The sequence below is a fragment of the Collinsella sp. AM16-21 genome (assembly GCF_003471905.1).
In the GTDB taxonomy this organism is placed as follows: Bacteria; Actinomycetota; Coriobacteriia; order Coriobacteriales; family Coriobacteriaceae; genus Collinsella.
The window spans coordinates 1-22,999 of the sequence record NZ_QRKJ01000012.1; the positions used below are offsets into that span (position 1 = coordinate 1).

The following is a 22,999-nucleotide window of genomic DNA, read 5'->3' on the forward strand; positions in this document are numbered from 1 at the left end:
GCAAGGAGATATATTGCCAGACCGGAGGGGCGCCGGGGGCGGGAATCGCGCACTCCATATTTTGTTCACAAATGAATAGGTCCCTCAGTCGCATCACTGAGGTTAAAACTGAAGCATTGGCTTCTGATATTGGCGATGACCAGCTGGTTTATAGGTGTTAAGGCATCGGTCATCTCTGGAGCGCCACTTTACTCCAAAAGCATCAGCTATTTGTTTCCCGTCGGTAAAAGGCAGGTTTTGTTCGCCAAGCGTTCTTATATATAGAGAAGTTCGGGTTCGAACCCGTGGCGCGGCAACAAAAAAGCGACCAGCCGGAGCCGATCGCTTTCTATTCTATGCTGGATCATCCAGAGGGCGCTTCCGAACTCATTTTCTCGCTGCCATTCATGCTTTCGAAGCATCGTTCGACCTCCACAGCCTCATGTTTTGAGGATCTGCCGTGTTTATCGCTGTTATTAATGAGTGTGTGGAAGTGATCCTCATACAGATACGTGCGATCCGCCAGAGAACTGAGAAGCATCTCTCTGCAGCCCTCGTTGCCTATCCTCGCATCTCTCAGGTCTTCCGGAAATTCACAAGCAGTCTTAGGGTCAATTTGTTTCCGTTTTCAGAGACTTGTTTGAGAGTTTTTAAAGACAGTTCAAAACAATAAGTGAGACACCATAAAGCAGAGCAAGATGTGCCGGATAGAAAATGTAGAAGAAATATTTGAGCTTCAGCCCTCGCTTACCATTATAAAGATTGATAAGCAGCAACGAAACGACCGCGGCAGCAACATCAGGATTAAGTACATTAGCTGCAGCAAGCTCGAATCCGCCGCCAACTATATGGCATGACGAAAGGAGCACTGCACATACTGCAGCAAAGAACATCTTGGCCTTGCTGTCGTGGAATAAATAGAATGCAGCCACAAGCATAATGCCATACACACCGCCATCTAGTTTAGTGTATTCAGCTGCCAGTGCTGTCAAAACAATCAGAGCAGTTTCTGCGATGTATCTTTTCCGTTTTGAAAGACTTTGTATCTTTTCCAGAACAATCAAAAAGACCAAGGAAAGCAGGAGCTCACACATAACATTTTGTTGCCGAAGGTCAAATAGTTGCCCGGTTTGGACGAAATCGTATATGGGCTCCGCAATGATTGCGAAGACAAGCATATTTCGCAGGTACTTCTTTAAGTCATGAGTATGCAAAAATCCCTCAACTATCAAAAAGCAAAATAAGGGAAATGCAATTCTGCCAAGAACATGAAGCATATCCGAAGCCTCGCTTAGAATCGCCCACTGTTCGTCTGATATCTGACTGTACGATGCGTGAGTCATGATTCCATTGGTCAGGACGATCCTGCTTACATGATCGAGAACCATCGAAATGGCTGCTATTATCTTTAATGTGCTGCCGCTAATTCCGTATCTATTTGTTTTCATTTCGTATTCCTTACTTTGGGTGGGCCGTCAGGGGTTCAGCCTGCTCCGCAGGCGGCCGCTGCGGCGCTTCGCGCCTTGCGCGCTGCGCTGGCAAACGCTCACGCGTTTACTCAGCTCCGCGCCCTTTCGGGTTCGAACCCGCGTCGCGGCAACAAAAAAGCGGCCGGCATCCGCCAGTCGCTTTTCCATTCTATGGTGGGCCGTCAGGGGTTCGAACCCTGGACCTTGGGATTAAAAGTCCCCTGCTCTGCCAGCTGAGCTAACGGCCCGCGGGTGGCATTGTACCACGGTCTGGGACTATTCCCAACTCCATTGGCCGTTCTGGAAAATCACAACTTCACGTCCATCAGGCGTAATGCCCGTAATATCGATGTCGTCCGTGCCAATCATAAAATCGACGTGCGTGCTCGAGACGTTAACGCCATGCTCCAGGAGCTCTTCCTTGGACATGTCATACCCACCCTCGATGCATTCGGGGAAACCGACACCTAGCGCGAGATGGCAGCTAGCGTTCTCGTCATAGAGCGTATCGTAGAACAGTACGCCACTTTCGCGGATCGGCGTGTTCTTGGAGATGAGCGCGACCTCTCCCAGGTGAGCAGCGCCCTCGTCAGTATCGATGATGCTTGCGAGCGTTGCCTTGCCCACACGGGCATCGTAGTCCACTACGCGGCCGCCCTCGAACTTAATCCAAAAATCGTCGACCTTATTGCCATGGTGGATGAGCGGCATGGCCGAGTAGACGATTCCGTCAGCGCGCATGCGATCAGGCGAGGTAAAAACCTCCTCGGTGGGGATGTTGGGGAAGAAGGGGTGGCCATCGGGCGTCTTGCCCTTGCCGCCGGCCCACTCGTGACCTTTCGTCATGCCAATCGTCAGATCGGTTCCGTTCGAAGCGGTGTAGTGCAGGCAATCAAATTGATTATCGTTTAGGAAACGCAGGTTCTTTTCGAATGCGGCGTCATGGAGTTCCCAGTCGCTCTCCGGGTCCTGGCCATCGGCGCGAGCGGTGTGCAGAATCGCATTCCACAGCTTATAGATTGCAACCTCATCGGCGTCTCCCGGGAACACCTCGTGCGCCCAAGCCACGACCGGAGCGCCGGCGATGCACCACGGATTGATGTTGTAATCCAGTCCACGGCGGAAAACTTTGCACTGCGTATTCCTCGCCTTGGATGCCGCGGCCGGCTTGGCTGGATCGATGCCCTTGAGGGCTGCGGGATCCGCACCCTCGATAAAGATAAAGCAGGCACCGTCCTGGGCCAGGGAATCCAGCTGCAGGCGCTTCCACTCGGGCGTCTGCTCAAAATAGCTTTTATCGACATGCTCGTACGTGAGCCTCGTCACGGCATCATCGGCCCAAATGACCGTCACGTGGCCGGCGCCGGCGTCATAGGCCTCCGCGACCACCACGCGCGCAAACGGCGCGCACTCGACCGGAGACTGAACGACGACTTCCTGGCCGGGCTTGACGTTTACGCCCTTGCGGACGACCAGGCGTGCATAGTTTTTAATCTTGGGCTCCAGGGCCTTCATGCCCTCCAGAGCTTCTTCAACCGTCAGGGCAGCTCGAATCATGTGCCACTCCATCTATCTATAGAACAGTAAAAAGGCGCGCCGCAAAAACGACGCGCCTTATATCTTAGCGATAAGTATGAATGCAAACGCTATTTCTTCTTGGAGTCCTTTTTGTCCTCCTCGGCAGCCGCGCGCTCGATAAGGGCGTTGAGCTTATTGTCGGACATGCCCTCAGCCTGCGTGCGGTACATGTTGCGCAGGGGACGAATACGAACGAAGTCGTAGATAAAGTCACCCAGAATGACGACGTAAGACAAAACGATGCCGACCATCTGGACGGGACTGGACACCATGCCAGCGGGAGCGAAGTACAGCGAGGCCCAAATGGCCACGACGAGCACCATGCCGATAGCGAGCACGGCCCACCAGATGCGGCGGCGCTTGGTGTAGTCCTCATCCTGCTTGAGAAGGATATTCGACACCGTGTAGATGCGATCCTCCTTGGCGCGCTGCTTAGCCTTGCGGGCGCGCTTCTCCTCTTTAGAGAGGCCCTCGAGGTTCTCGCCCTTCTCGAGCTCTTTGCGGCGTGCCTTAGACGAAGCCGGCACGACGCGGACAGAGCTCGCTGCCTGACGGGCAGGCTTAGCAGATGCGGCGGACTTGCGCGCAACCCCGGTAACCTCGCGGGATTGCGTGCGCTTGTTCGTGGCGCTACGGGTACTCACTTATGCGTTCTCCTTCATGCTTGTGAACTGGGAGCCCGTGATGATCTGGAAGGCCTCGCGATAGCGCTCGGACGTGCCATCGATGACCTCGGCGGGCAGGTGCGGGGTCTCCCCCGTCATATCCCAGTTGGCCTTGAGCCAATTGCGGACGAATTGTTTGTCGTAGCTGGGCTGGATCTTGCCCTCCTCGTAGCTGGCAGCAGGCCAGAAACGGCTGGAATCGGGCGTGAGGCACTCGTCGATCAGCGTGACCTTGCCATCGATGACACCAAACTCGAACTTGGTGTCGGCAATGATGATGCCACGGGTCGCGGCGTACTCGGCAGCGGCCTTGTAGATCTTGAGGGAAAGGTCACGAATCTGCGTGGCGATATCCTCGCCCACGATCTCGCAGCAACGCTCGAACGAGATGTTCTCGTCGTGGTCACCGATCTCGGCCTTCGTGGACGGCGTGAACAGCGGCTCGGGAAGCTTGGAAGCCTCGGTCAGGCCCTCAGGCAGCTGGATGCCGCAGACGGTGCCGTTCTCGTCGTAGGTCTTCTTGCCCGAACCGGTCAGATAGCCGCGGACGATACACTCGATAGGAATCGTCTGGGCCTTCTTAACCAGCATGGCGCGGCCGGCGAGGTAGTCACGATACTCAGCAAACTCCTCGGGGAAATCCGCCGGGTCGATGGAAACGAGGTGGTTGGGAACGATGCCGGCAAACTTATCGAACCAGAATGCCGAGATGCGGTTGAGCACCTCTCCCTTAAACGGAATCTCGTCGGGAAGAATGAAGTCGAACGCAGAAATGCGGTCGGTGGCGACCATCAGCAGGTTTTCACCGGCATCGTAGATATCACGAACCTTGCCACGGGAATCCGGACGACGCTCCATCGTTGTCACGTGAGTCACTCCTTACCAAAATACGACAGTAATGCGGGTTCTTTCCCGCACGTTTTCGCAAACTCGGAGCGGCAGGGACGAAACCCCTCCTTCACCGAATAGCGAAAAGCTAGTGCTCCATTGTAGTAGATGCCGCGTCCGCCGTGTGCTCGCGAGGCAGATGAATCGTAAAAGTCGTACCCTTTCCAAGCTCCGACTCCACAGATATGTAGCCGTGATGGCGCTCGACGATCTGTTTAGTCACGGCGAGGCCCACGCCCAGACCGCCCGCCTCACGGGCACGGCTGGCATCGGCGCGCCAAAAACGGCCGAAGATGCGCGACAAGTCATCCTTGGCAATACCGATGCCGGTATCAGAAACGGCAATGCTGACGTGTTTGCGGTCACTGAGCACCGACACCACGACCCAACCGCCCTCGGGGGTGTAGCGCATGGCGTTGCTCATGAGATTGATGACGCATTGTGTGATCATGTCGGGATCGGCTTCGACGACATCGTCGTGACCTTGGGTCTCGTCAGCAAAGCGCAAGCGCAGATCGCGGTCGACAAACAGGCGCTCCTGGGCATTGACGATGGAACGCACGAAAGGAACCATGTCCACCGGCTCAAGGTTGAGCGGAGCCGTGCTGTTTTCCATGCGCGACAGGTCGAGCATCTGCTGCACCAGACGAGCCAGGCGACGCGTCTCGGAAGCAACAGTCTCCAAGTGCTCATCGTCGGTAGGATATACGCCATCCTGCATGGCCTCGACCGTTGCGAGCATGGCCATAAGCGGAGTACGAAGTTCGTGAGCCACGTCCGAGGTCAAACGTTTCTCGTGTTTCATATCCTTCTCGAGCGAAGTGGCCATCTCGTCAAAGGTCTCACCCAGCTGATCGATTTCGTCATCGCCGCGCAAGCCCGTGCGAGCGGACAAATCGCCATCGCGAATTTGTTTGGCCGTGCTGGTAATACGATGAATCGGCTTGGTGAGCATACGCGACATGAACGATCCGATAACGACCGAGATACAGACTGCAACAACCGCGGCAAGGACCATGGCGTTAAAGGTCTTCTCTCTAAACGCAGAATCTGCCTTGGTGAGCAGAGCATCGGAGCCGATGGCCCATAGCTTTACCTGTCCGACATGCTGGCCGGAAGGCGTTATGATTTCGACGTTGGCCACGCTATCGGAGTCGGTGGGCGCCGACGAAACCGGGCTATGCGAGGCCTTTTTACCTCTCGAGCTGCGAGACGCCGATTCGCTCTCGCGCACATCGGCAGTCGCACTTGCCGAAGGCCACGAGTCGTCATAGACAACAACGCCCTTTTTATTGACGACCTGCATGCCCAAATCGTCGGACACCAAACTCGATGTCGCGACCGTGCGCAGCTCGCCCGCAGTCCAATTGCCGTTTTCCTCGTACGACGTCGCAAGCTTTTCGGCTGCGGAATTTGCGATTTCGACGATATTGGAGCGCGTGTAATCCGAAAAGACCGTGCCCCACACAACAGAGACAACGCCCACCAGCACCAATACCGTCATGAGCGATGTCAGAGCAAAAGCAAGTGCCATGCGCGAGGGATAGCTCATCGTTGGCCGTGAATCGGAACGAGGCGTGTTCCAACTAGCCTTGGAACCCGCCTCGCTCTCCTGCTTGTGCTTTTGTCCGATTTCAAAGCGCGCAGGTGTCATATGTGATTTCCCTATTTCTCGTCCGACTTATCGGTCTTGGCCGGAGCCTCGAAGCGATAGCCGACACCGTGGACGGTGTAGAGCCACTTGGGCTTCTTGGGATCATCGCCCAGCTTGGCGCGAAGGTTCTTCACGTGGCTATCGATGGTGCGCTCATAGCCCTCAAAGTCATACCCGAGCACTTTCTCGACCAGCTCCATGCGGTTATACACACGGCCGGGATGACGAGCAAGCGTGGTGAGCAGCTTAAACTCGGAAGCGGTCAGGTCCACTTCCTTGCCCTCGACCAAGATCTTGTGGCCCGAGATATCGATGACCAGATCGCCGAAGTCGAGTACCTCGACGGCGGGCTCGTCGGCCTGATGGGCACGGCGGAACAGAGCGCGAACGCGGGCGACGAGCTCGCGCGGCGAGAACGGCTTGATCAGATAGTCGTCGGCGCCGAGCTCAAGACCGATAATACGGTCCTCGATCTCACCCTTGGCGGTAAGCATGATAATGGGCACATCCGAGGTATCGCGGATAGTGCGGCAAACGCGCTCACCGGGGATCTTGGGGAGCATAAGATCGAGCACGACCAGGTCAAACTGATGCTTCTCGAACTCTTCGATCGCGGACTGGCCGTCGCCGACGCCCACAACCCAGTAGCCTTCGCGCTCGAGATAGGCAGCGACGGCGTCACGGATTGCCTTCTCATCCTCGACCAGCAGAATCTTTTTTGCATCTGAAGCCATAACACGGCCCCCCTGTCTCAATTAGCTAAGAACAAGCCCATTTTAACGCACCTGAGCCCGCCGGATGCCGCTATGACGCGGCAGCTCGGCGGGCGGTACTCACAATTACAACGCGTTTATTCCCCTGTTGGCGCCTTTTTAACCCCTCTAAGCTTAAAGAGAGAATAGGCGTGCAGTGACCGTCTCTGGTATACCCTGGCTGTTGCGCACCGTGGCGTACGTAAGGAATGAGTCCGATTTTCCCGCCGTAGCTGGATAATCGCCATACTCCAAAGCGCGGTCGGGCGACAGCAGCGAGCCATAGGTCTTGGCAGAGGTGTCGATCAGGAAATGCGATGCCTGCACCTTAACAAGGTATTTATTCTTCTTGCCAGCCGCACATGCGAGCGGCTCGCGTGACAGGAAGAGGTACGACCCTCCCTCATTACCGATATACGTGCCCATGTTGCCCAAGCTGCCCACGCCACTATAGGTCGCCTCGATAGAAAACACGAAGGTATCGCCCATATATACGGCCTCGAAAGGCGAGACTGACGAGGGAAGGACTAGCTGGGCACGTTTGGTGTTGTTGCCGTCGGTCAGATCGATTGCCGTTATGCCGTAGTAGACGCCCTCGTCGTTGCGGACACGCGGCGAGATGGTCAAAATGCCGTCGCTCGCACGCGGGGCCGATGCAAAGCGGCCCGTCGATTTCCAAATTGTCTCGGCCTTGGATTCATCAAGCGAGCGACGATAGCAAAACGAATCACTACTCGTTTTATTGCCGCCTGCCGAAGGCATTTTATACCAGATGACCGATGACCCGAACGCCGTAAACAGGGGCGGATCATAGTCCTTGCCACCCCGATCGAGCTCAACCACGTCGCCAGAGAGCGAAGCGCCCGACAGATTTTGAGCGTAGAGCTTCCACGATGAATTGGCAAAGTTCATCTCAACCCACGCAAACACGCCATCGCCGGCGCGGACATCGTAAAACGAATACCCCGCACCTTCGATAGGATCCTCGATGAGCGTCGTGAGCGAGCCGTCGCCCAAGTTGAGCACGCCAAGCGTGTTGGCATGCAGCGCAGACGCCGGGGCCATCATCGCCGCGGCGTAATCGCCGTCGCAGTAGTACAGCAGCGTACCCAAGGGCAATGTCCATGTCGCCATGGGCTCAAGATCGATATCGACGGCCTCATACTCATCCGTAATCGAGACAATCTTTGAGTCGTCTTTGATAACCTGCGGCTCGCCGGCGGCGTCGTCGCTGGCACCCGTTTTCTTTGAGCATCCGGCAAGCACCGTGGCAGCGCCCGCGGCAGTCCCTCCGAGCACAAAGCCGCGGCGCGATATTCCGTTCTTGACGTGGTCGGCGATACTCATTAGGCGATCTCGGCGCGAGCGGCCTCGATAGCGCGCGTGAGCTGATCGGCGCAAGAAGTCTTTTTCATACCGCAGGTATTACCAGCGAGAACCTCGATGACGCGATCGGCAGGAGCACCCTCGACCAGCTTAGAGATAGCCTTGAGATTGCCGTTGCAGCCACCGGTAAACTCGACGCCCACCACCTTGTTGCCGTCATCGGACAGGTCAAGGTGGATATTGCGAGTGCATACGCCCTGAGGCTTGTAATCAAAACTAATCATTGCGTTCCCCTCTCGTAAAGCAATTTCAGACGTCTATTATCCCCGTCCGAACCGATAAAGTATCGCGGGCACCGATTCAACATTCCCCAATGCGCAAACCGGCGGTAGCAATACTAGCAATCTGCTTCCCGAGCGTGAACTTTTCGTTTCTCTTGATACATGTTGTGGTCAGCGATGTGGTACATCTCGGTCAGCGAACATCCGGGTGTCTCTGCCGTCGCGACGCCAAACGACGCACTGACTGTCAGCACCTCATCGCTCGCAGCAGCAAGGCTGAGGCGAAGATCTTGCACCACTTTGCATGCGGATTCGCGATCGGTGTGAGGGCAAATCAGCAAGAACTCGTCTCCACCAACGCGCATGGGTACAAATTTCTCGCCTGCCGTCCGCTTCAATACAGATGCAGTACGCCGTAGCAGCTCATCGCCCATTTCGTGACCGTAGAGATCATTGGTGCGCTTGAGGAAATTGCAGTCCATCATGATCACACTCACGGGCAGGGACTCGTTCACCAGGTCGTCGCCAAGGGACTCAAGGTAATTTCTATTGCGAAGTCCCGTCAGCTTGTCCTGGAAAGAAAGCTCCTCGGCGCGCTTTGTCATCGAGATGTTATGCGTCGCCACGACGACCGATTCCAGTCGACCCTGCTCATCGCGGCGCTGTGGAACAACCTGCAGCGAATACCACGTACCTCGGCAATCTCGTACCTCGGCATCCAAGTACGGCATGCCCTCCATACGGTCCTGAAGCGTGCTTATATCTATTAGCTCCATGACCGCCTCGCGGCTTTCGGGACTCACGATGTCTCGGCAAACCGTTGTCAAAAAGTCATACACCTCGGCGTGCTCGGAAAATATCTTTGCCACCGATGGCGACATGTTAATTCCCTCGATCTCGAGCGTATCGAGATGCAGCAGGAAGGTCGACTCATATATGGAACTGATAGCATTGATGATGCCGAGTTGCTTGTCCTTTTCGGCCAAATTGCGACGATCGGCAATGTTGCGCGCCAACAGCACTACAACCCAAAACGCCAAGCACACCAGCACGCCGGCAGCGATAAATGAAATCCTGCCCGACATGACCTCAGATTTGGGATAAAGCGCAAACAGGCGATAGTCCTCATACGCCGCACGCACGGCATACCAGGTACTTCCCCGATATTCGATACGTGTTAAGCCTTCGTCTTTCCAATCAATTCCGCTATCGGCAAGAAGCCGGGCAAGGGTTAGATCGACATTCGAATCGTTTGAGGAAACGATCTGCATATCGCGCATCACGAGCACCGTTGGGCTCTGATGGAATGTGTTGTTCACGAGCACGTCGGCGATCGTATACGAATAATCATCGGCGGGCTCGGGCGCAAGCGATCGATACCCCAGCGCTACGCCATCACCGTACGGAACAACACTCACGGCAAAGTCGACATCGCGACGCTCAACGACCGTCGAGTAGGACACCTTGGATCCTCGATACATCGATGCGACCGACGAACAGGCCAGCTCCTCTCGCCACAGCATCAGCGGATCGCGACCATCAATATCGTAATGAGCGGCCATATGGCCGTCGGCGTCCATGACCAACATTCCCGAAAGGTGCTCGGTATGGACGTACTCCTCGACGAGGTCATCGTTGACTTCAACGTGATCAGACGGCAAGAACGTCGAAAACGACTCGAGCGCGGCATCCAAATTGTGCGTCGCTTCGGTTTTTCTTCCCTGTTCATATCGGTCATATTTTTCGCAGGCGTTTTTTAAAAACACCATGGTTTCCTGACCAAACCCAAGCGTTTTATCGAGACAGCGATGCGTGCCGACCATATACAGCAGACCCAACAGGACAGCGCTGACCACAACGCAGATAGCCGCGGTGACTAATGCCTTTCGGCGCAAGCGGCGCTCATCATTTGTCATGATTCCGCTCCTTGCCCGTCCGTCGTCGCCCCTGCCTTGTACTTGCCCACAATGCGCTCAATCGTGCCATCTCGATCCATCTCGAACAGCACGGTATTGAGGTTTTTGACGTACTCCCCCTCATAGCCGTCCTTAAACGCGACGCCAAGGTCAACCGTCATAACGTTGTCAGCGAACACGCGGTAAAGGCCGGGATACTGGGCGACAAGTCGATCAAGCGACTGAACGTCCGCCATCCAACAGTCGACATACCCTTTGGCGAGGGCGGCTTTGCAGAGCTCGGCAGAACCGTACGATTTGATTTGCACGTCCGGCGAGATTTCCAGATCCCCTGCGAGCAATCGGCGTTCGCTCACCGAGCCCGCAATCACCGCGATGGTCTTGCTTCCATCGAGATGCGCCAAGGACTTGATGCCGCTCGTTTTCTTGGCGGCAACCGAGACCGGCACGGTTAAATACGGCTCGGTCCAGTAATACTTATCCTCGCGATAGCAGGGAGAATAATCACACCACAGGCAATCGATATCACCGTTTTTGAGCAGCCGGTCGCGATCGTTCCAGTCAATATCGACAAACTGTGGCTTGAGCCCCGCACGCTTGCAGGCCTCGCGGGCGATGTCGATATCGATACCGACGTAATCGCCCGTGGTATCGATATACACATAGGGGTCGTTATCCGTAACGCCGATTTTGAGTACTGGGAGATCTTTGTCGGCTTCATTCGAGGAGGAAGAACTGCTTCGAACGGTATACGTCAGGGCGACCACACAGGCAGCAACAAGGAGCATGAGCGTAAACGAGACAATGGCGACTCGCTTGATACGTCTGGGCACGCTCCTCCTTTCATCGAAACAGCAGTAAAGTTCATTTTATTACCGGGAGCCAATGCGGCAGTGAAAAAAGCGCCTTGCCCAAAACGGGCAAGGCGCCAATGGTTGAAATGCATCCGCAGGCGGTCGAATTAGGTCAACCCTACTCGAAGCTCAGCTGCTCCAGACGATCGAAGACCGTGTCGATGCGGGTGAGGAAGTCCCACGGATCAAAGATCTCGTCGAGCTTCTCCTGGCTGACGGTGCAGCGCGGATCAGCCTCGAGACGCTCCTTAAAGGTGGGGCCGGAGACGCAATCCTGTACCTCGTGCCAGGTTGCCATGGCGTTCTCCTGCACAATGGCGTACGCGTCCTCGCGGGTGATGCCCGTGTCGACGAGGGCCAGCAGGACCTTGGAGGAAAAAATGAGGCCGCGTGTCTTGTTGAGGTTGGCCATCATGCGAGCGGGATACAACTGCAGGCCGTCGATAACGCGGATGAGGCACTGGAACATGTGGTCGAGCGCGATGAAACTATCGGCCTGGGCGACGCGCTCGGCAGAGGAGTGCGAAATGTCACGCTCGTGCCACAGGGCGACGTTGTCGAAGGCAACCTGCGCGTTGGCCTTCACGACGCGCGACAGGCCGCAGACCTTCTCCATGGTGATGGGGTTGCGCTTGTGCGGCATGGCGGAGCTGCCCTTTTGACCCTTGCGGAACGGCTCCTCGGCCTCGAGGGTATCGGTCTTCTGCAGATTGCGAACCTCGGTAGCGATGCGCTCGCAGGTGGCCGCCGTGGTGGCAAGAACACCGGCGAGATAGGCGTGATGGTCGCGGCTAATAACCTGCGTGGACAGCGGGTCGTGAACCAGGCCCAGGTGCTCGCAGACATACTCCTCGACAAACGGCTCGATGGAGCTGTAGGTGCCGACAGCGCCCGAGATGGCGCCGAAGGCAACATTCTTGCGGGCGTCCTCAAGACGATCCAGATCGCGCTTGAGCTCCCAGGCCCAAGAGCCAAACTTCATGCCGAAGGTCATCGGCTCGGCGTGGATACCATGAGTGCGGCCGGCACAGAGCGTATTGCGCTCCTCAAAGGCGCGACGCTTGCAAATCTCGCCGAGCTTCTTGACGTCCTCGATGATCAAGTCGCAGGCCTGGGTGAGCTGGTAGCACAGAGCCGTGTCGCCCAGATCGGAGCTGGTCATGCCATAGTGAACCCAGCGGCTGGGCTTGGGGTCGCCCTCGGGAACATCGGCATCGATGTATTCCTTCATGTTGGTCAGGAAGGCAATGACGTCGTGGCGCGTGACTTCCTCGATCTCATCGACCTTCGCCTTCTCAAAGTTGGCATGATCGCGGATCCACTGGGCCTCGTCTTTGGAAATACCGATCTTACCGAGCTCCGCCTGGGCCTCGCAGGCCAGAACCTCGATCTCCTGCCAAATGGCGTACTTGTTCTCGAGGGAGAAGATGTGTCCCATCTCCGGGCGGGTATAGCGATCGATCATAGCGGCTCCTTTTTGGTTATTGGCACGTTGGTCGTAACCCAACCATTGTACCGTGCGCAGGTGCAAGTATGGGCAGCAGGCATGAACCTAACATTTTGGAATTGGAGCGGGCAACGAAGATGGACAGCAGCGTCACCGCAGCAGGCGGCAATAGTTCCGTGTACTAATGTAATTTCACGCGTTATCCGCGAAGCTACATGCGAAATTACATTAGAAGAAGACACATTATTTTCCGTTTCCCCTGGCAGCTAATCTGCGAGGTAAATTAAAAGTACAGACATTATATGCACTGAAATATATGACCTTACAGTCGGCCTACAGCCTTATGCACGGGCGGCTAATGTAACAGGAGATATAATTACATTAGTTGCGGATAAAATTACATTATATGGAGTGTCATGATACGGAAAACGAGCGAAATGCCCTCCCTACTTCTGCGCATCATTGCAGACGTCGAGACCGAGGTCGTCGAATACAAGGCAGCAAAGCAGAACTATGACTTCGAGGACATTGGCAGGTATTTCTCCGCCCTCAGCAACGAGGCCAATTTACGCAAGGCAGAGTGCGGATGGCTTTTCTTTGGCATTTCAAACGACCGCAAGATAAAGGGAACCGCCTACCGTAAAGAACCCCAATCGCCAAGTGTCGGCCTGCGACGCCTAAAGCACGAAATCGCCCAATACACCAACAACGGCATGACTTTCGAAGAGATTTACGAGTTTGAGGTTGATGACAAAAGAGTCATTGCTTTCCAGATACCGGCTGGCAGCTTCGCAACGCCAACGACTTGGCACGGAATCCCTTGGTCACGAGAGAATGAGTCCCTCGTAGAGATGCCCAAGTTCAAACTCGACGCCATTTACGGGCAGAGCCGGCCCGACTGGTCGCGCCAGATTGCCTACGAGGCAAACTTCGGTGACCTTGATCCAGATGCAGTTAGCTTTGCATGCTCCAAATTCGTCGAAAAGTTCGGAGAAAGCCAGCCTGCCGTTAGTAGCCTCGACGAAGAATCTATCCTTAGCAAGATGGCGCTTGTGATCCACGGCCACGTGAGCAATGCGGCGCTCGTTCTTCTGGGCAAACCGGAATCGAGTGTCTTTCTGGGTGGCATTGAGCCGCGCATCACTTGGACGCTCTACGCGAGCGACGGCTCCACTATGGCCTATGAACACTTTGAGCCGCCCTTCATTCTGCAGGTCGATCGTATCCTGGGAAAGATAAGAAACGAAAAGTATCGCTTCTTCGACCGCGAAGAGACGCTATTTCCCACCGAAGCGCATCGCTACAGTCCCGAAGTCATTCGAGAACTTCTCCACAACGCTATTGCGCATCAAGATTTCAGGATGTCAGGAAAGATCAATGTCCTTGAGTATGAGGACAAGCTTATATTCAAGAACGAGGGTGCCTTTATCCCCGAGACGATAGAGAACGCGCTCGCGAGCGGCTACAAGCCGCCCTACTACCGTAACCCCCTGCTTTCAAGCGCTATGAACAAAACAGGCATGATGGACCGCAACGCCATAGGCATTCGCAACGTCTTCGATATTCAGCGCAACCGCCTATTACCAATGCCCACCTACGATCTATCTGAGATTGGGCGCGTTGCCGTAACGCTGTACGGTACGGTTCTCAACGAGGACTATTCTCGACTTCTCGCAAGCAATCGAAATCTTGATTTGGTGACAGTACTGCTGTTGGACCTCGTTCAGAAGGGACTACCCGTCACAAAGGAACAGTCACGTCTGCTTCACGAACAAGGCCTCGTTAGGGGCCGTTACCCCAAACTGACGGTCTCAGCCGAGGTGGCAGCAGCCACCGGTGCCCACAGCGAGTATGTGCGAAACAAGGGCGTAGACAATAGCGTCTTCAAGGAGTTGATCTTGGAGCTCCTGCGCGTGCGCCCATGTTCAAGAGCGGAGATTATCGCAGGGCTGGATCATGCCTTGCCGGCAGACCTTACGGCAAAGCAAAAAGGCGACCATGTAAGCTATCTGCTCCAAAGCCTACGGAAAGCTGGCCGCATCACCAACGCTGGAAGCACTTCGGCAGCTGAGTGGCACATAGTCGAGTGATATGGCTCGCGATTTCGATTCTGCCAAACAGGCACATTCCAAGCCAAGTTCGCAACTAGCCCAGAATGTGCCTGACTACCAGTCGTGATAGGACGCATCCTCCGTCGTCTGGCATCGCGCAGCGTCAGGCAACAGCGCATATGGTTGATCCAACTGAAGTCGACATCCAATCGGGCATTGCAACCTTGCGAGACGGCAGTCTCATACAACAAAAATAGTTCCCTGCCACTCCATGCACGAGCGGCAGGGAGCGCTCATGGCGGATCATTTCTCAAGCTCCACCTTCCTCAACCGTAAAAACGTCCAATGTCTTAGAGGCCGTTTTTACATTTGTTGGCTTCTATTTCTTTAATTAAAAATCATCCTTTACCTGCTGATTCGTGATATTTTGCTTGTCTACATATAGGTGTAGACCTATACTAATTCCTATTATGGCTAAGCTATGTCCTTGGGAGGTGCCATGCCGTCAGAAGCTCAGAAGCGAGCCGATCGTAAGTACAAGCACGACAAGACCCAGCAGTTCTGTCTGCGGTTCTATCCCGCCGAAGAGGAGATTTGGTCATTCCTCTCCGCACAGGAAAACAAGCAGGGATTTCTTAAAGATTTGATTAGCCGCGAGATGGGCGTCGCATCGGGCGGCCCCGCACGCGTTGATACCAACACCAAGGTTGGAAGGACGGAATCGTAATGTCGCAAGTGAGCAAGACTTCGGTCATCCAGCCGGAGACTATACTGGACTTCATCGACGGCGTGACGCAGCGCAGGGACACCCCCGAGGAGCGAGTGCGCCAGGAAATCCTAAAGTCCCTCGTGCGTGAGTACGGTTACAAGAAGGAGCAGATCGGGGTCGAGGAGTCGATCAAGTTCGGCAGCAACCGAAAAGCGGTCGACGTCGCCATCTGGGAGCCGGGAAAAGCGCACACCCAGGAAAACATCCACATCATCGTCGAGTGCAAAGACCCCAAGACCAAGGCCAAAGGCAAAAAAGACGGCGTAGATCAAATGCACTCCTATGCGTCTGCCTGCATGAACTCGACCTATGGCATGTGGACCAACGGCGACGAGTTGCTTACCTTCCGTTACGTGGTGGACGATGCCGGCAAGCGCGGCCCCGAGGCCGTGCCCGATCTGCCACATGCTGGTGGCGAGGTACCCGACGACGCGCCGCGCTTCGACCAGTTGCGCCCCGCCGCCAGTGACTCGCTGCTGTACTCGTTCCGCCGCTGTCACAACTACATCGCCGGAAACCAAGGCATCCAAAAGGCCGAGGCATTCCTTGAACTGCTCAAGATCATCTTCTGCAAAATCCAGGATGAGCGCGACTCCGAGACGCCAACGTTCTACATCACGCCAACCGAGCGCCAGGGCGCCGCGGGTAAGAAGAAGTGCCGCAAGCGCATCGAGGCACTCTTTGGAAACGTCAAGCAGTCGTACGAGACCATCTTCAAGGCCGACGAGCGCATCGCATTAACCGACGATGTGCTCGCCTACATCGTGGCGCAGCTGCAAATGTATTCCCTGCTCGAGAGCGACGTGGACGTTAAGGGCCACGCGTACGAGACAATCGTGGGCTCCAACCTGCGTGGTGACAAGGGCCAGTTCTTCACGCCGCGCAACATGTGCCACATGATGGTGCGGATGGTCGACCCGTCCGAAAACGACGTCATCCTCGACCCCGCCATGGGCACCTGCGGCTTTTTGGTCACGGCCATGAATTACGTGCTTGAGAAGATCAGAGACTCCGTCGAGGTGAGCGGGCGCAGCAAAGCAGCCAAGCAAGAGGCTCTGATCGCGCGCAAGCGCGAGTTCCTGTCCAAGCATATCGTGGGCATCGACTTTGATCCCATCCTAGTGCGTGCCTCCAAGATGAATATGGTTATGAACAACGACGGCACCGGACAGCTGTTCCACGCCAACTCGCTCGAGCCGTTCTCGGGCTTTGAACCCAAACTGCAAAAGGCGCTGCGCCTGGACGCCGCCGACATTGCGGCAAATAAGGCGCTGCAGCCGGGGCACGGCGTTACGGCGATTATGACCAACCCACCTTTTGGCTCCAAGATTCCTATCGAAGACCCGGCGATTCTGGAATCCTTCGACCTTGGACACACCTGGTCGTGGTCCGAGGAAGATGCCGAGTGGAGCATGGAACCCAAGCTCTTCTCATCTCAGCCGCCCGAGATCCTCTTCATCGAGCGGTGTATCCGCCTGCTTGAGCCCGGCGTGGGTGTGGCGGCGCTCGTCATTCCCAACGGCATCCTGGGCAACCCGGGTCTGGGCTACGTGCGCCAGTGGATTTTGCGCCATGCGCAGATCCTGGGTTCGGTAGACATGCACCCGGATGCGTTCCAACCCAACGTGGGCGTGCAGACATCCGTCCTTGTGCTGAGACGCTGGGACAGTGAGGAAGAGGCATACTGCAAGGACGGTACCTTCCAGGATTACAAGATATTTATGGCCATCTGTGACCACGTAGGGCACGACAAGCGTGGTCAGACCACCTATGTACGCGACGATGACGGCTACCCCATTGTGCAGGAGCAGACCACCGCGGTGACGGGCAACGTGGGCTCCGAAGAGGAGAGCAGCCACACCTCGAAGGAGCGCGTGGTGGACGACGAGACGATGGCGATCGCCGGCGCCTTCTTTGAATGGAGGCGAGACCAATGACGATCGCGCCTTTGGTGAAGAGCGTCCGACTTTCCACCGTGCTGGGCGGCGACGTGAGGCTCGAGGCGTCAACCTACCTGCGCGACGGGTACGGCTTCGTACGCCTTGCCAACCAGTGCGACAACCACAAGAGGCTCGGTGACCTTACCGACATTTGGCAGCCGAGCAGACTGACGGGGTATACCGTGCCGGAAGGCAAAGGGCTACCCTTCTTTACCGCCGGCCAGGTGTTCGAGGACTTTCCCCGAGTGAGGAAGTGGCTCGCCGCGCCTTTCGTGCCCCAGGCTGATTCTAGATTCGTCAATCAGGATTGGCTGCTGCTTTCGCGCTCGGGCGTGGTGGGCAACGTTACCGCCGTGTACCCGCATCACCTGAACAAGGTCATCACGGACGACCTGTTGCGCATCGAGCCGAAGGACCAAGACGAGTACGGCTGGCTCTACGCGTATATGAAGACGGACTTCTTCAAGCAGATCGCACGAGCGTCTCAGTACGGTCACATGATCAAGCACATCGAGGTGGCCCACGCCAACGAGTTTCCGGTCATCATGCCCGATGCGGCCACGCGCAAAGCCATCGGCGACAAAGCTGCCGAGGCTGTGCGCCTGCGCGGCGAGGCCTGGAAGCTGCGGGACGGGGCGTTTAAGCTGTTGGAGAAGGAGGTCGGTATTGCTTGTGAGGCAGAAAGTCCTGCAGGAACATGCGTGGTGAGTTTATCCAAAGTTATTGACAACAGATCGCGCCTTGATGCTGACAGTTATGCCGGCTCTATAAGCGCCGTAGACTCATTGGTTGACGTAATGGAGTATGCGCCACTTGCTGAACTTGTAGAGGACGTCGAAGAGCTTCCTCGCTTCAAGCGGTTTTATGGCGATTCCAACGTTCCCTTTGTGGGTGTGTCCGAGGTCTTTGACGTTAACACTCAACCGACAAAATTTGTTTACGCCAAGCTCATTAAAAACTGGGAGCGTTACATCCTAAAGCCGGGAACTCTCGTCATGGCATGTTCTGGTCAAAAGTACGGCATCCTAGGACGAGCTCTTTTGCTCACGGAGAATCATGAGGGAATGTTTGGCAGCAACCATCTGCTGAGAATCTATCCCGACGTTACAAAGATTCGAACTGGCTACCTGCTTGCTTTTCTGAACAGTCCCACCGTTGGCAGGCCGTCGGTCGTTCGTTGCGCATACGGAACCTCGGTGCCTCAACTTAGCCCTATCGATATCAAAAAAATTCGCGTTCCCCGTCTTGGCGCGGACGTCGAATCTGCCATCGCCGACCTTATGGACAGGAGCGTGAGCACCTCGGCCAAGGCTGACCAACTTGAGAACGAGGCTACCAAGCTGGCACAGGAGCAGGTCGATATCGCCATCGAGAAGGTTGTCTCCAACACCTAGTGAGGCGACCTTTTAACCGCCGTTAAGCCTATAGCCTCAACACAAACAAAATGCAACGCGTATCGTAGTAAGTTGGTTAACGGCATAGTGTGAGAATTCACACTTGGACATTTGATTAACGCTCGCACCCTGTCGGGTTCGAATCCCAGCACTTTATTGAAAAAAGCACGGCACCGTGATGGTGCCGTGCTTGTGCTCTTAACTGGAGCGGGCAACGGGACTCGAACCCGCGAGTGTCAGCTTGGGAAGCTGATGCCTTACCACTTGGCGATGCCCGCTTGTGTGTTGGCTAGTATAACGCGGTTGTCTTGTTCGATACAAGGGTGTCGATGCTTGTTTTAGCTGTGGAGATTCGTTTGGAAAACATGTCAATTGTGGAGACGAGGACCTTTGACCTCCTGTTCTCCCTATCTTCTACCTGCACTTTTATCTGATTGTTGTATTTGGGCTCGATTTGTCAGAAATCGGGCAAGCTTTTGGTCAGCTTCTGGTACCTACCCGCATGAACCATGGCGGTAGCCTCATCCCAAGCGCCGCGGCCTCCCCGTGCGGCGCACGAGGGATAAGGAGCAGCCATGTCCAACGCACCCACGCACTCTGTCCACAGCGCAATCGCAACAGGTCCGCTGCTCCTGCTCCTCTTCCTGCTTTTCGGCTGCCTGGCACCGGGAGCCGCATTTGCCGTCGATGGCTACGACCAGCTCGGCTTCCGCACTATTAGCGATGATTGTGGGCCCTTCTTTATCGGCAAGTATGAAGCTCAAGACGCCTCGATTGCCTACTGCATGAACCAGGAGCGCCCCGGCCCCACCAAGCCGGGCGGCCCATGGCTCAACTTTGATCAAGGCTGGGTGTGGCTCGACGACGAGTTCGCGGCAATCGTTTGTCACGGATATCCTACCGCCACGTCGTTTGGCGCTTACCATCTTTCACCCGATCGCGCCCGCGCCGCCACCCAGCTTGCCGTATGGATGCTCAACGGCACTACCCATGTCGACGGCACCTACTCCTACACGACCGCTCAGGGCAAAACCAAGAGTGGGCACTTTACCGCCGACGATGAAGTCGTGGCGGCTGCGCGATGGCTCCACGACAGCGCAAAATCAGGAAGCATCAAAGCCGCTCCGCACCGCGCGCGGCGCTATTTAGGAACCGTATCGGGCGGCAGCAAACGTCAAGACATGCTCTATGTACTGCCGACGGTCTCTGTTTCCTTCCAAAAGCAGTCTGCAAACGCTGCCATTACCAGCGGAAACAATACCTATGAGTTTGACGGGGCAACATTCGATGTTTTTGAGAGCGCCAGCGGCGCGCGTGTCGGCACCGTCCAGATGGACAGCAACGGTCGAGCGCAGGCAGTACTTCTGCCCAACACGGCATACTACCTAGTTGAAACGAAGGCGCCGGCCGGCTATGTCCCCCGCCACGATCGTATTGCCTTTACCACGGGGAATGACGGCGGGCGGGTCGCCATTGATGAACAACCTGGCACCATTACCTTGCGCATCGCAAAGCTCGATGCCGCGACGAATGCAGGCCCCCAAGTTGGAGCTTCGTTCGCAGGAGCAGAATTCGTGTGCGTATCACAATCAACCCCTGGATGGGCGCAAATCCTCACGACCGACGAAAGCGGTCGGGCCACTCTCGCCGATGTCCCCTTAGGAACCTTTACCATCTACGAATCAAAAGCCCCCGAGGGCTACCTGCCATCCAACGACAGCTGGACCTATACCGTTGGAGCCGACCAGCTCGGCGATTCAGGCGTGGTCGAGATCGAATCTCGCGTTTCCGATATCCCCATTGCGTTTGACCTTGAGATTTCCAAATTCAAGGACTACGGCAATAGCGACCAATCCGGCCTGGAGCAGCCGGCGGGAGGTGTTGTCTTTGAGGTTGTCAGCAACAGCTCTCAGCAGGTTGTTGGCACACTGACCACAAACATCTATGGCTTTGCCTCCACCAAAGATCAGTCAGAAGCATGGTTTGGCGCAGGCAAGCGACCCGCCGGTGTCCACGGAGCCATCCCATACGACCGCGCCGGCTACACGGTTCGCGAGGTTCCGGAAACCGTCCCCGAGGGTTTTAAACGTGCAGGGGAATGGACCGTCGGGGCCAATCAGATTTCCGACGGCGCCGAGCTTCAATATATCGTGGACAACCACGCTCTGTCGACGCATCTCCAGATTGTAAAACGCGATGCCCAAACAGGCGCTTCTGTTCCACTAGCCGGATTCACCTTCCAACTCCTCGACAGCAATCACGAACCTGTCTCACAAACTTGCTGGTATCCAGCACATAACGTAATGGACACCTTTACGACTGACGCGACCGGGACCGTCACACTGCCCGAATCGCTCGTGCCGGGCACCTATTATGTACGCGAAACCTCGGCCAAAGAGCCCTATCTTGTCGGCGAAGAGATCAAGGTAAACATACCCGCCGACATGAACCTAACGCCCGTTGCAATCGCCTCGTATTATGACCACGCCGCGACCGGAAACATCAGGATCGTTAAAACCGATGCCGTAGACGGCAGCAGCCTAGCGGGCGCCATCTTTGAGATCCGTGCCTCGGGTGATATCGTGCGCCCCGACGGTAGCATTGCCGCGCTCGACGGTGAGACTGTTGCTACCGTCACAACGGATGAAACTGGAGAAGCACGCGCGGACGACCTCCCGCTGGGATCTGGCACCGCACGCTACGAGGTTGTCGAGACTCAAGCGCCGGCCGGCTTCCTGCTCGACCGAACGCCCCATATCGTAGACCTCGCTTATGCCGACCAGAAAACGCCCGTTGTGGAAGCACGGCTTAACGTATCCGACGATTACACTAAGGTTGATATCTCCAAGGTCGATGCAAGCGGTGAGCAGGAAGTGGAAGGCGCACAACTCACCTTATATGGTCCCGATAAAACCGAAATAGACTCCTGGACCTCATCCGACAAGCCGCACCGCGTCGAACATCTTGCACCCGGCACCTACTCGTTGCGCGAAATGATGTCTCCGCGGACCTATGACCTTGCCGAGGAGATAACGTTTGAAATAAAGGATACGGGAGAAGTCCAATCTGTCGCGATGAAGGATGCGCCCATCGAGATCAAAGGACAGGTCGACAAGCGTCAGGAGCTTGTCCAACCTATCGGGAAGGGTCTGCTGGCCAACGGCGATGGTAAAAATCGCGCCGCAACGCAAACCAATACGGACGGACTTTTCTCCTATACCATCGACGCTCGAAACGATTCAGCTACCCGGGTTGATGAGTTCACAATTACCGATGATCTTGAGTGTGCCAAAGACGGCACGGCGAGATTCGTCTCAATCGAAACCCCCGTCGCCATCGGCGACCTCAACGGTCTGTGCAACGTGTGGTATCGCACGACGCCGTTGGACTCGACAGACGTCGATGGGCCGGCAAACGCGACGCTTGACGATGGGCACGAAAATCCTTGGCTTGAGTCCGACGAAGTAAAAGAGAGTCTGGGTGAGGATTGCCGCCTCGTCGATTACGACGGCTGGCACCTCTGGAAGGCGGATGTCTCGACCACGGAATCCACCACACTCGAGGCGAAAGAACTTGACCTTGCATCCAATACCGTCGTAACGGGCATTCGCATTGAATACGGTGCAGTAGCCGCCGACTTTACGACTCGAAGCGATGTGGATTCTTGGACCCGTGATGATCTCAAAGATGAGCACGACGACCTTGACGATGCCAAAGCAATCCTTGGCACAGACGCTCGGGGCGCAGCCGTGCACATGCAGGCAACGTCGGCTTATACGCCCCAAACCGCACTCACCAACAGCGCGCGCGTCGATCTTTGCCGCAACGGCGGCGGCGATAAACTTGAGTCACATGACGAGGACCGTGTCATTCAACGCTGTACCCTACCGCAGGACCTACCGGCAACAGGATCAGTTCCCATCGCCGCCTGCATCACCGCGCTTCTGACCTCGGGTGCCGCAGCCTTATGGTTCACTCGCCTTAGGTCGATCCCAGAGAAGCGCTAGCGCGATAAAAAAGCGGGCGAGCCAGTCCC

General features: G+C 55.9%; 16 protein-coding genes and 2 tRNA genes. 5 read left to right on the forward strand and 13 right to left on the reverse strand.

Annotated elements, in window-relative coordinates; translation table 11 throughout:
* Positions 1–629 precede the first annotated feature (629 nt).
* From DW180_RS07340 to purB, 12 genes are all read right to left on the reverse strand, one after another.
* Positions 630–1,427, reverse strand: a complete 798-nt coding sequence (locus tag DW180_RS07340) for a TraX family protein (RefSeq protein ID WP_117759178.1) — start codon at positions 1,425–1,427, stop codon at positions 630–632.
* A gap of 193 nt (positions 1,428–1,620) precedes the next feature.
* Positions 1,621–1,696, reverse strand: a tRNA-Lys gene (locus DW180_RS07345).
* 28 nt (positions 1,697–1,724) lie between these two features.
* Positions 1,725–3,005 carry an aminopeptidase gene (locus tag DW180_RS07350; RefSeq protein ID WP_117637906.1) on the reverse strand — a complete coding sequence of 427 codons (1,281 nt, stop codon included), beginning with the start codon at positions 3,003–3,005 and terminating at the stop codon, positions 1,725–1,727.
* An 89-nt stretch (positions 3,006–3,094) separates the two neighbouring features.
* Positions 3,095–3,670: a hypothetical protein gene (locus tag DW180_RS07355; protein ID WP_117759180.1), complete on the reverse strand. Its 576-nt coding sequence runs from the start codon at positions 3,668–3,670 to the stop codon at positions 3,095–3,097.
* Positions 3,671–4,549 carry a phosphoribosylaminoimidazolesuccinocarboxamide synthase gene (locus DW180_RS07360; RefSeq protein ID WP_117563999.1) on the reverse strand — a complete coding sequence of 293 codons (879 nt, stop codon included), beginning with the start codon at positions 4,547–4,549 and terminating at the stop codon, positions 3,671–3,673.
* A 118-nt stretch (positions 4,550–4,667) separates the two neighbouring features.
* Positions 4,668–6,233, reverse strand: a complete 1,566-nt coding sequence (locus DW180_RS07365; RefSeq protein ID WP_117759184.1) for a cell wall metabolism sensor histidine kinase WalK — start codon at positions 6,231–6,233, stop codon at positions 4,668–4,670.
* 11 nt (positions 6,234–6,244) lie between these two features.
* Positions 6,245–6,967: a response regulator transcription factor gene (locus tag DW180_RS07370; protein WP_006236208.1), complete on the reverse strand. Its 723-nt coding sequence runs from the start codon at positions 6,965–6,967 to the stop codon at positions 6,245–6,247.
* Positions 6,968–7,120: 153 nt separating this feature from the next.
* Positions 7,121–8,332, reverse strand: coding sequence for a twin-arginine translocation signal domain-containing protein (locus DW180_RS07375; protein ID WP_118238219.1), 1,212 nt, complete (start codon positions 8,330–8,332; stop codon positions 7,121–7,123).
* Positions 8,332–8,595: a TIGR03905 family TSCPD domain-containing protein gene (locus tag DW180_RS07380; protein ID WP_117735816.1), complete on the reverse strand. Its 264-nt coding sequence runs from the start codon at positions 8,593–8,595 to the stop codon at positions 8,332–8,334. Before DW180_RS07380 ends, DW180_RS07375 begins: the two co-directional genes overlap by 1 nt.
* A gap of 113 nt (positions 8,596–8,708) precedes the next feature.
* The gene (locus DW180_RS07385) at positions 8,709–10,508 is read right to left on the reverse strand and encodes a diguanylate cyclase (protein WP_117759188.1); all 1,800 of its coding nucleotides are present in this window, start codon (positions 10,506–10,508) and stop codon (positions 8,709–8,711) included.
* Positions 10,505–11,341 carry an ABC transporter substrate-binding protein gene (locus DW180_RS07390; RefSeq protein WP_117634747.1) on the reverse strand — a complete coding sequence of 279 codons (837 nt, stop codon included), beginning with the start codon at positions 11,339–11,341 and terminating at the stop codon, positions 10,505–10,507. The genes DW180_RS07385 and DW180_RS07390 overlap by 4 nt, the downstream gene beginning before the upstream one ends.
* A gap of 139 nt (positions 11,342–11,480) precedes the next feature.
* A complete protein-coding gene (gene purB / locus DW180_RS07395; RefSeq protein ID WP_022093797.1) occupies positions 11,481–12,827 on the reverse strand; it encodes an adenylosuccinate lyase in 1,347 nt (448 codons plus the stop codon).
* 398 nt (positions 12,828–13,225) lie between these two features.
* Here purB and DW180_RS07400 point away from each other — a divergent pair, with 398 nt between their 5' ends.
* The 4 genes from DW180_RS07400 to DW180_RS07415 all read left to right on the forward strand — a co-directional run bounded on the left by DW180_RS07400 (position 13,226) and on the right by DW180_RS07415 (position 18,963).
* Positions 13,226–14,899 (forward strand): RNA-binding domain-containing protein, encoded by a 1,674-nt coding sequence (locus DW180_RS07400; RefSeq protein WP_117637911.1) that lies wholly within the window; start codon positions 13,226–13,228, stop codon positions 14,897–14,899.
* Positions 14,900–15,359: 460 nt separating this feature from the next.
* Positions 15,360–15,587, forward strand: a complete 228-nt coding sequence (locus DW180_RS07405; protein ID WP_117634743.1) for a hypothetical protein — start codon at positions 15,360–15,362, stop codon at positions 15,585–15,587.
* Positions 15,587–17,566, forward strand: a complete 1,980-nt coding sequence (locus tag DW180_RS07410) for an N-6 DNA methylase (RefSeq protein ID WP_117634741.1) — start codon at positions 15,587–15,589, stop codon at positions 17,564–17,566. The genes DW180_RS07405 and DW180_RS07410 overlap by 1 nt, the downstream gene beginning before the upstream one ends.
* Positions 17,563–18,963 (forward strand): hypothetical protein, encoded by a 1,401-nt coding sequence (locus DW180_RS07415; RefSeq protein WP_117634739.1) that lies wholly within the window; start codon positions 17,563–17,565, stop codon positions 18,961–18,963. Before DW180_RS07410 ends, DW180_RS07415 begins: the two co-directional genes overlap by 4 nt.
* Positions 18,964–19,166: 203 nt before the next feature.
* Here DW180_RS07415 and DW180_RS07420 read toward each other — a convergent pair.
* A tRNA-Gly gene (locus tag DW180_RS07420) sits at positions 19,167–19,241 on the reverse strand.
* A 297-nt stretch (positions 19,242–19,538) separates the two neighbouring features.
* Here DW180_RS07420 and DW180_RS07425 point away from each other — a divergent pair.
* Positions 19,539–22,970 (forward strand): SpaA isopeptide-forming pilin-related protein, encoded by a 3,432-nt coding sequence (locus tag DW180_RS07425; protein ID WP_118238221.1) that lies wholly within the window; start codon positions 19,539–19,541, stop codon positions 22,968–22,970.
* The last annotated feature ends 29 nt before the right edge of the window (positions 22,971–22,999 follow it).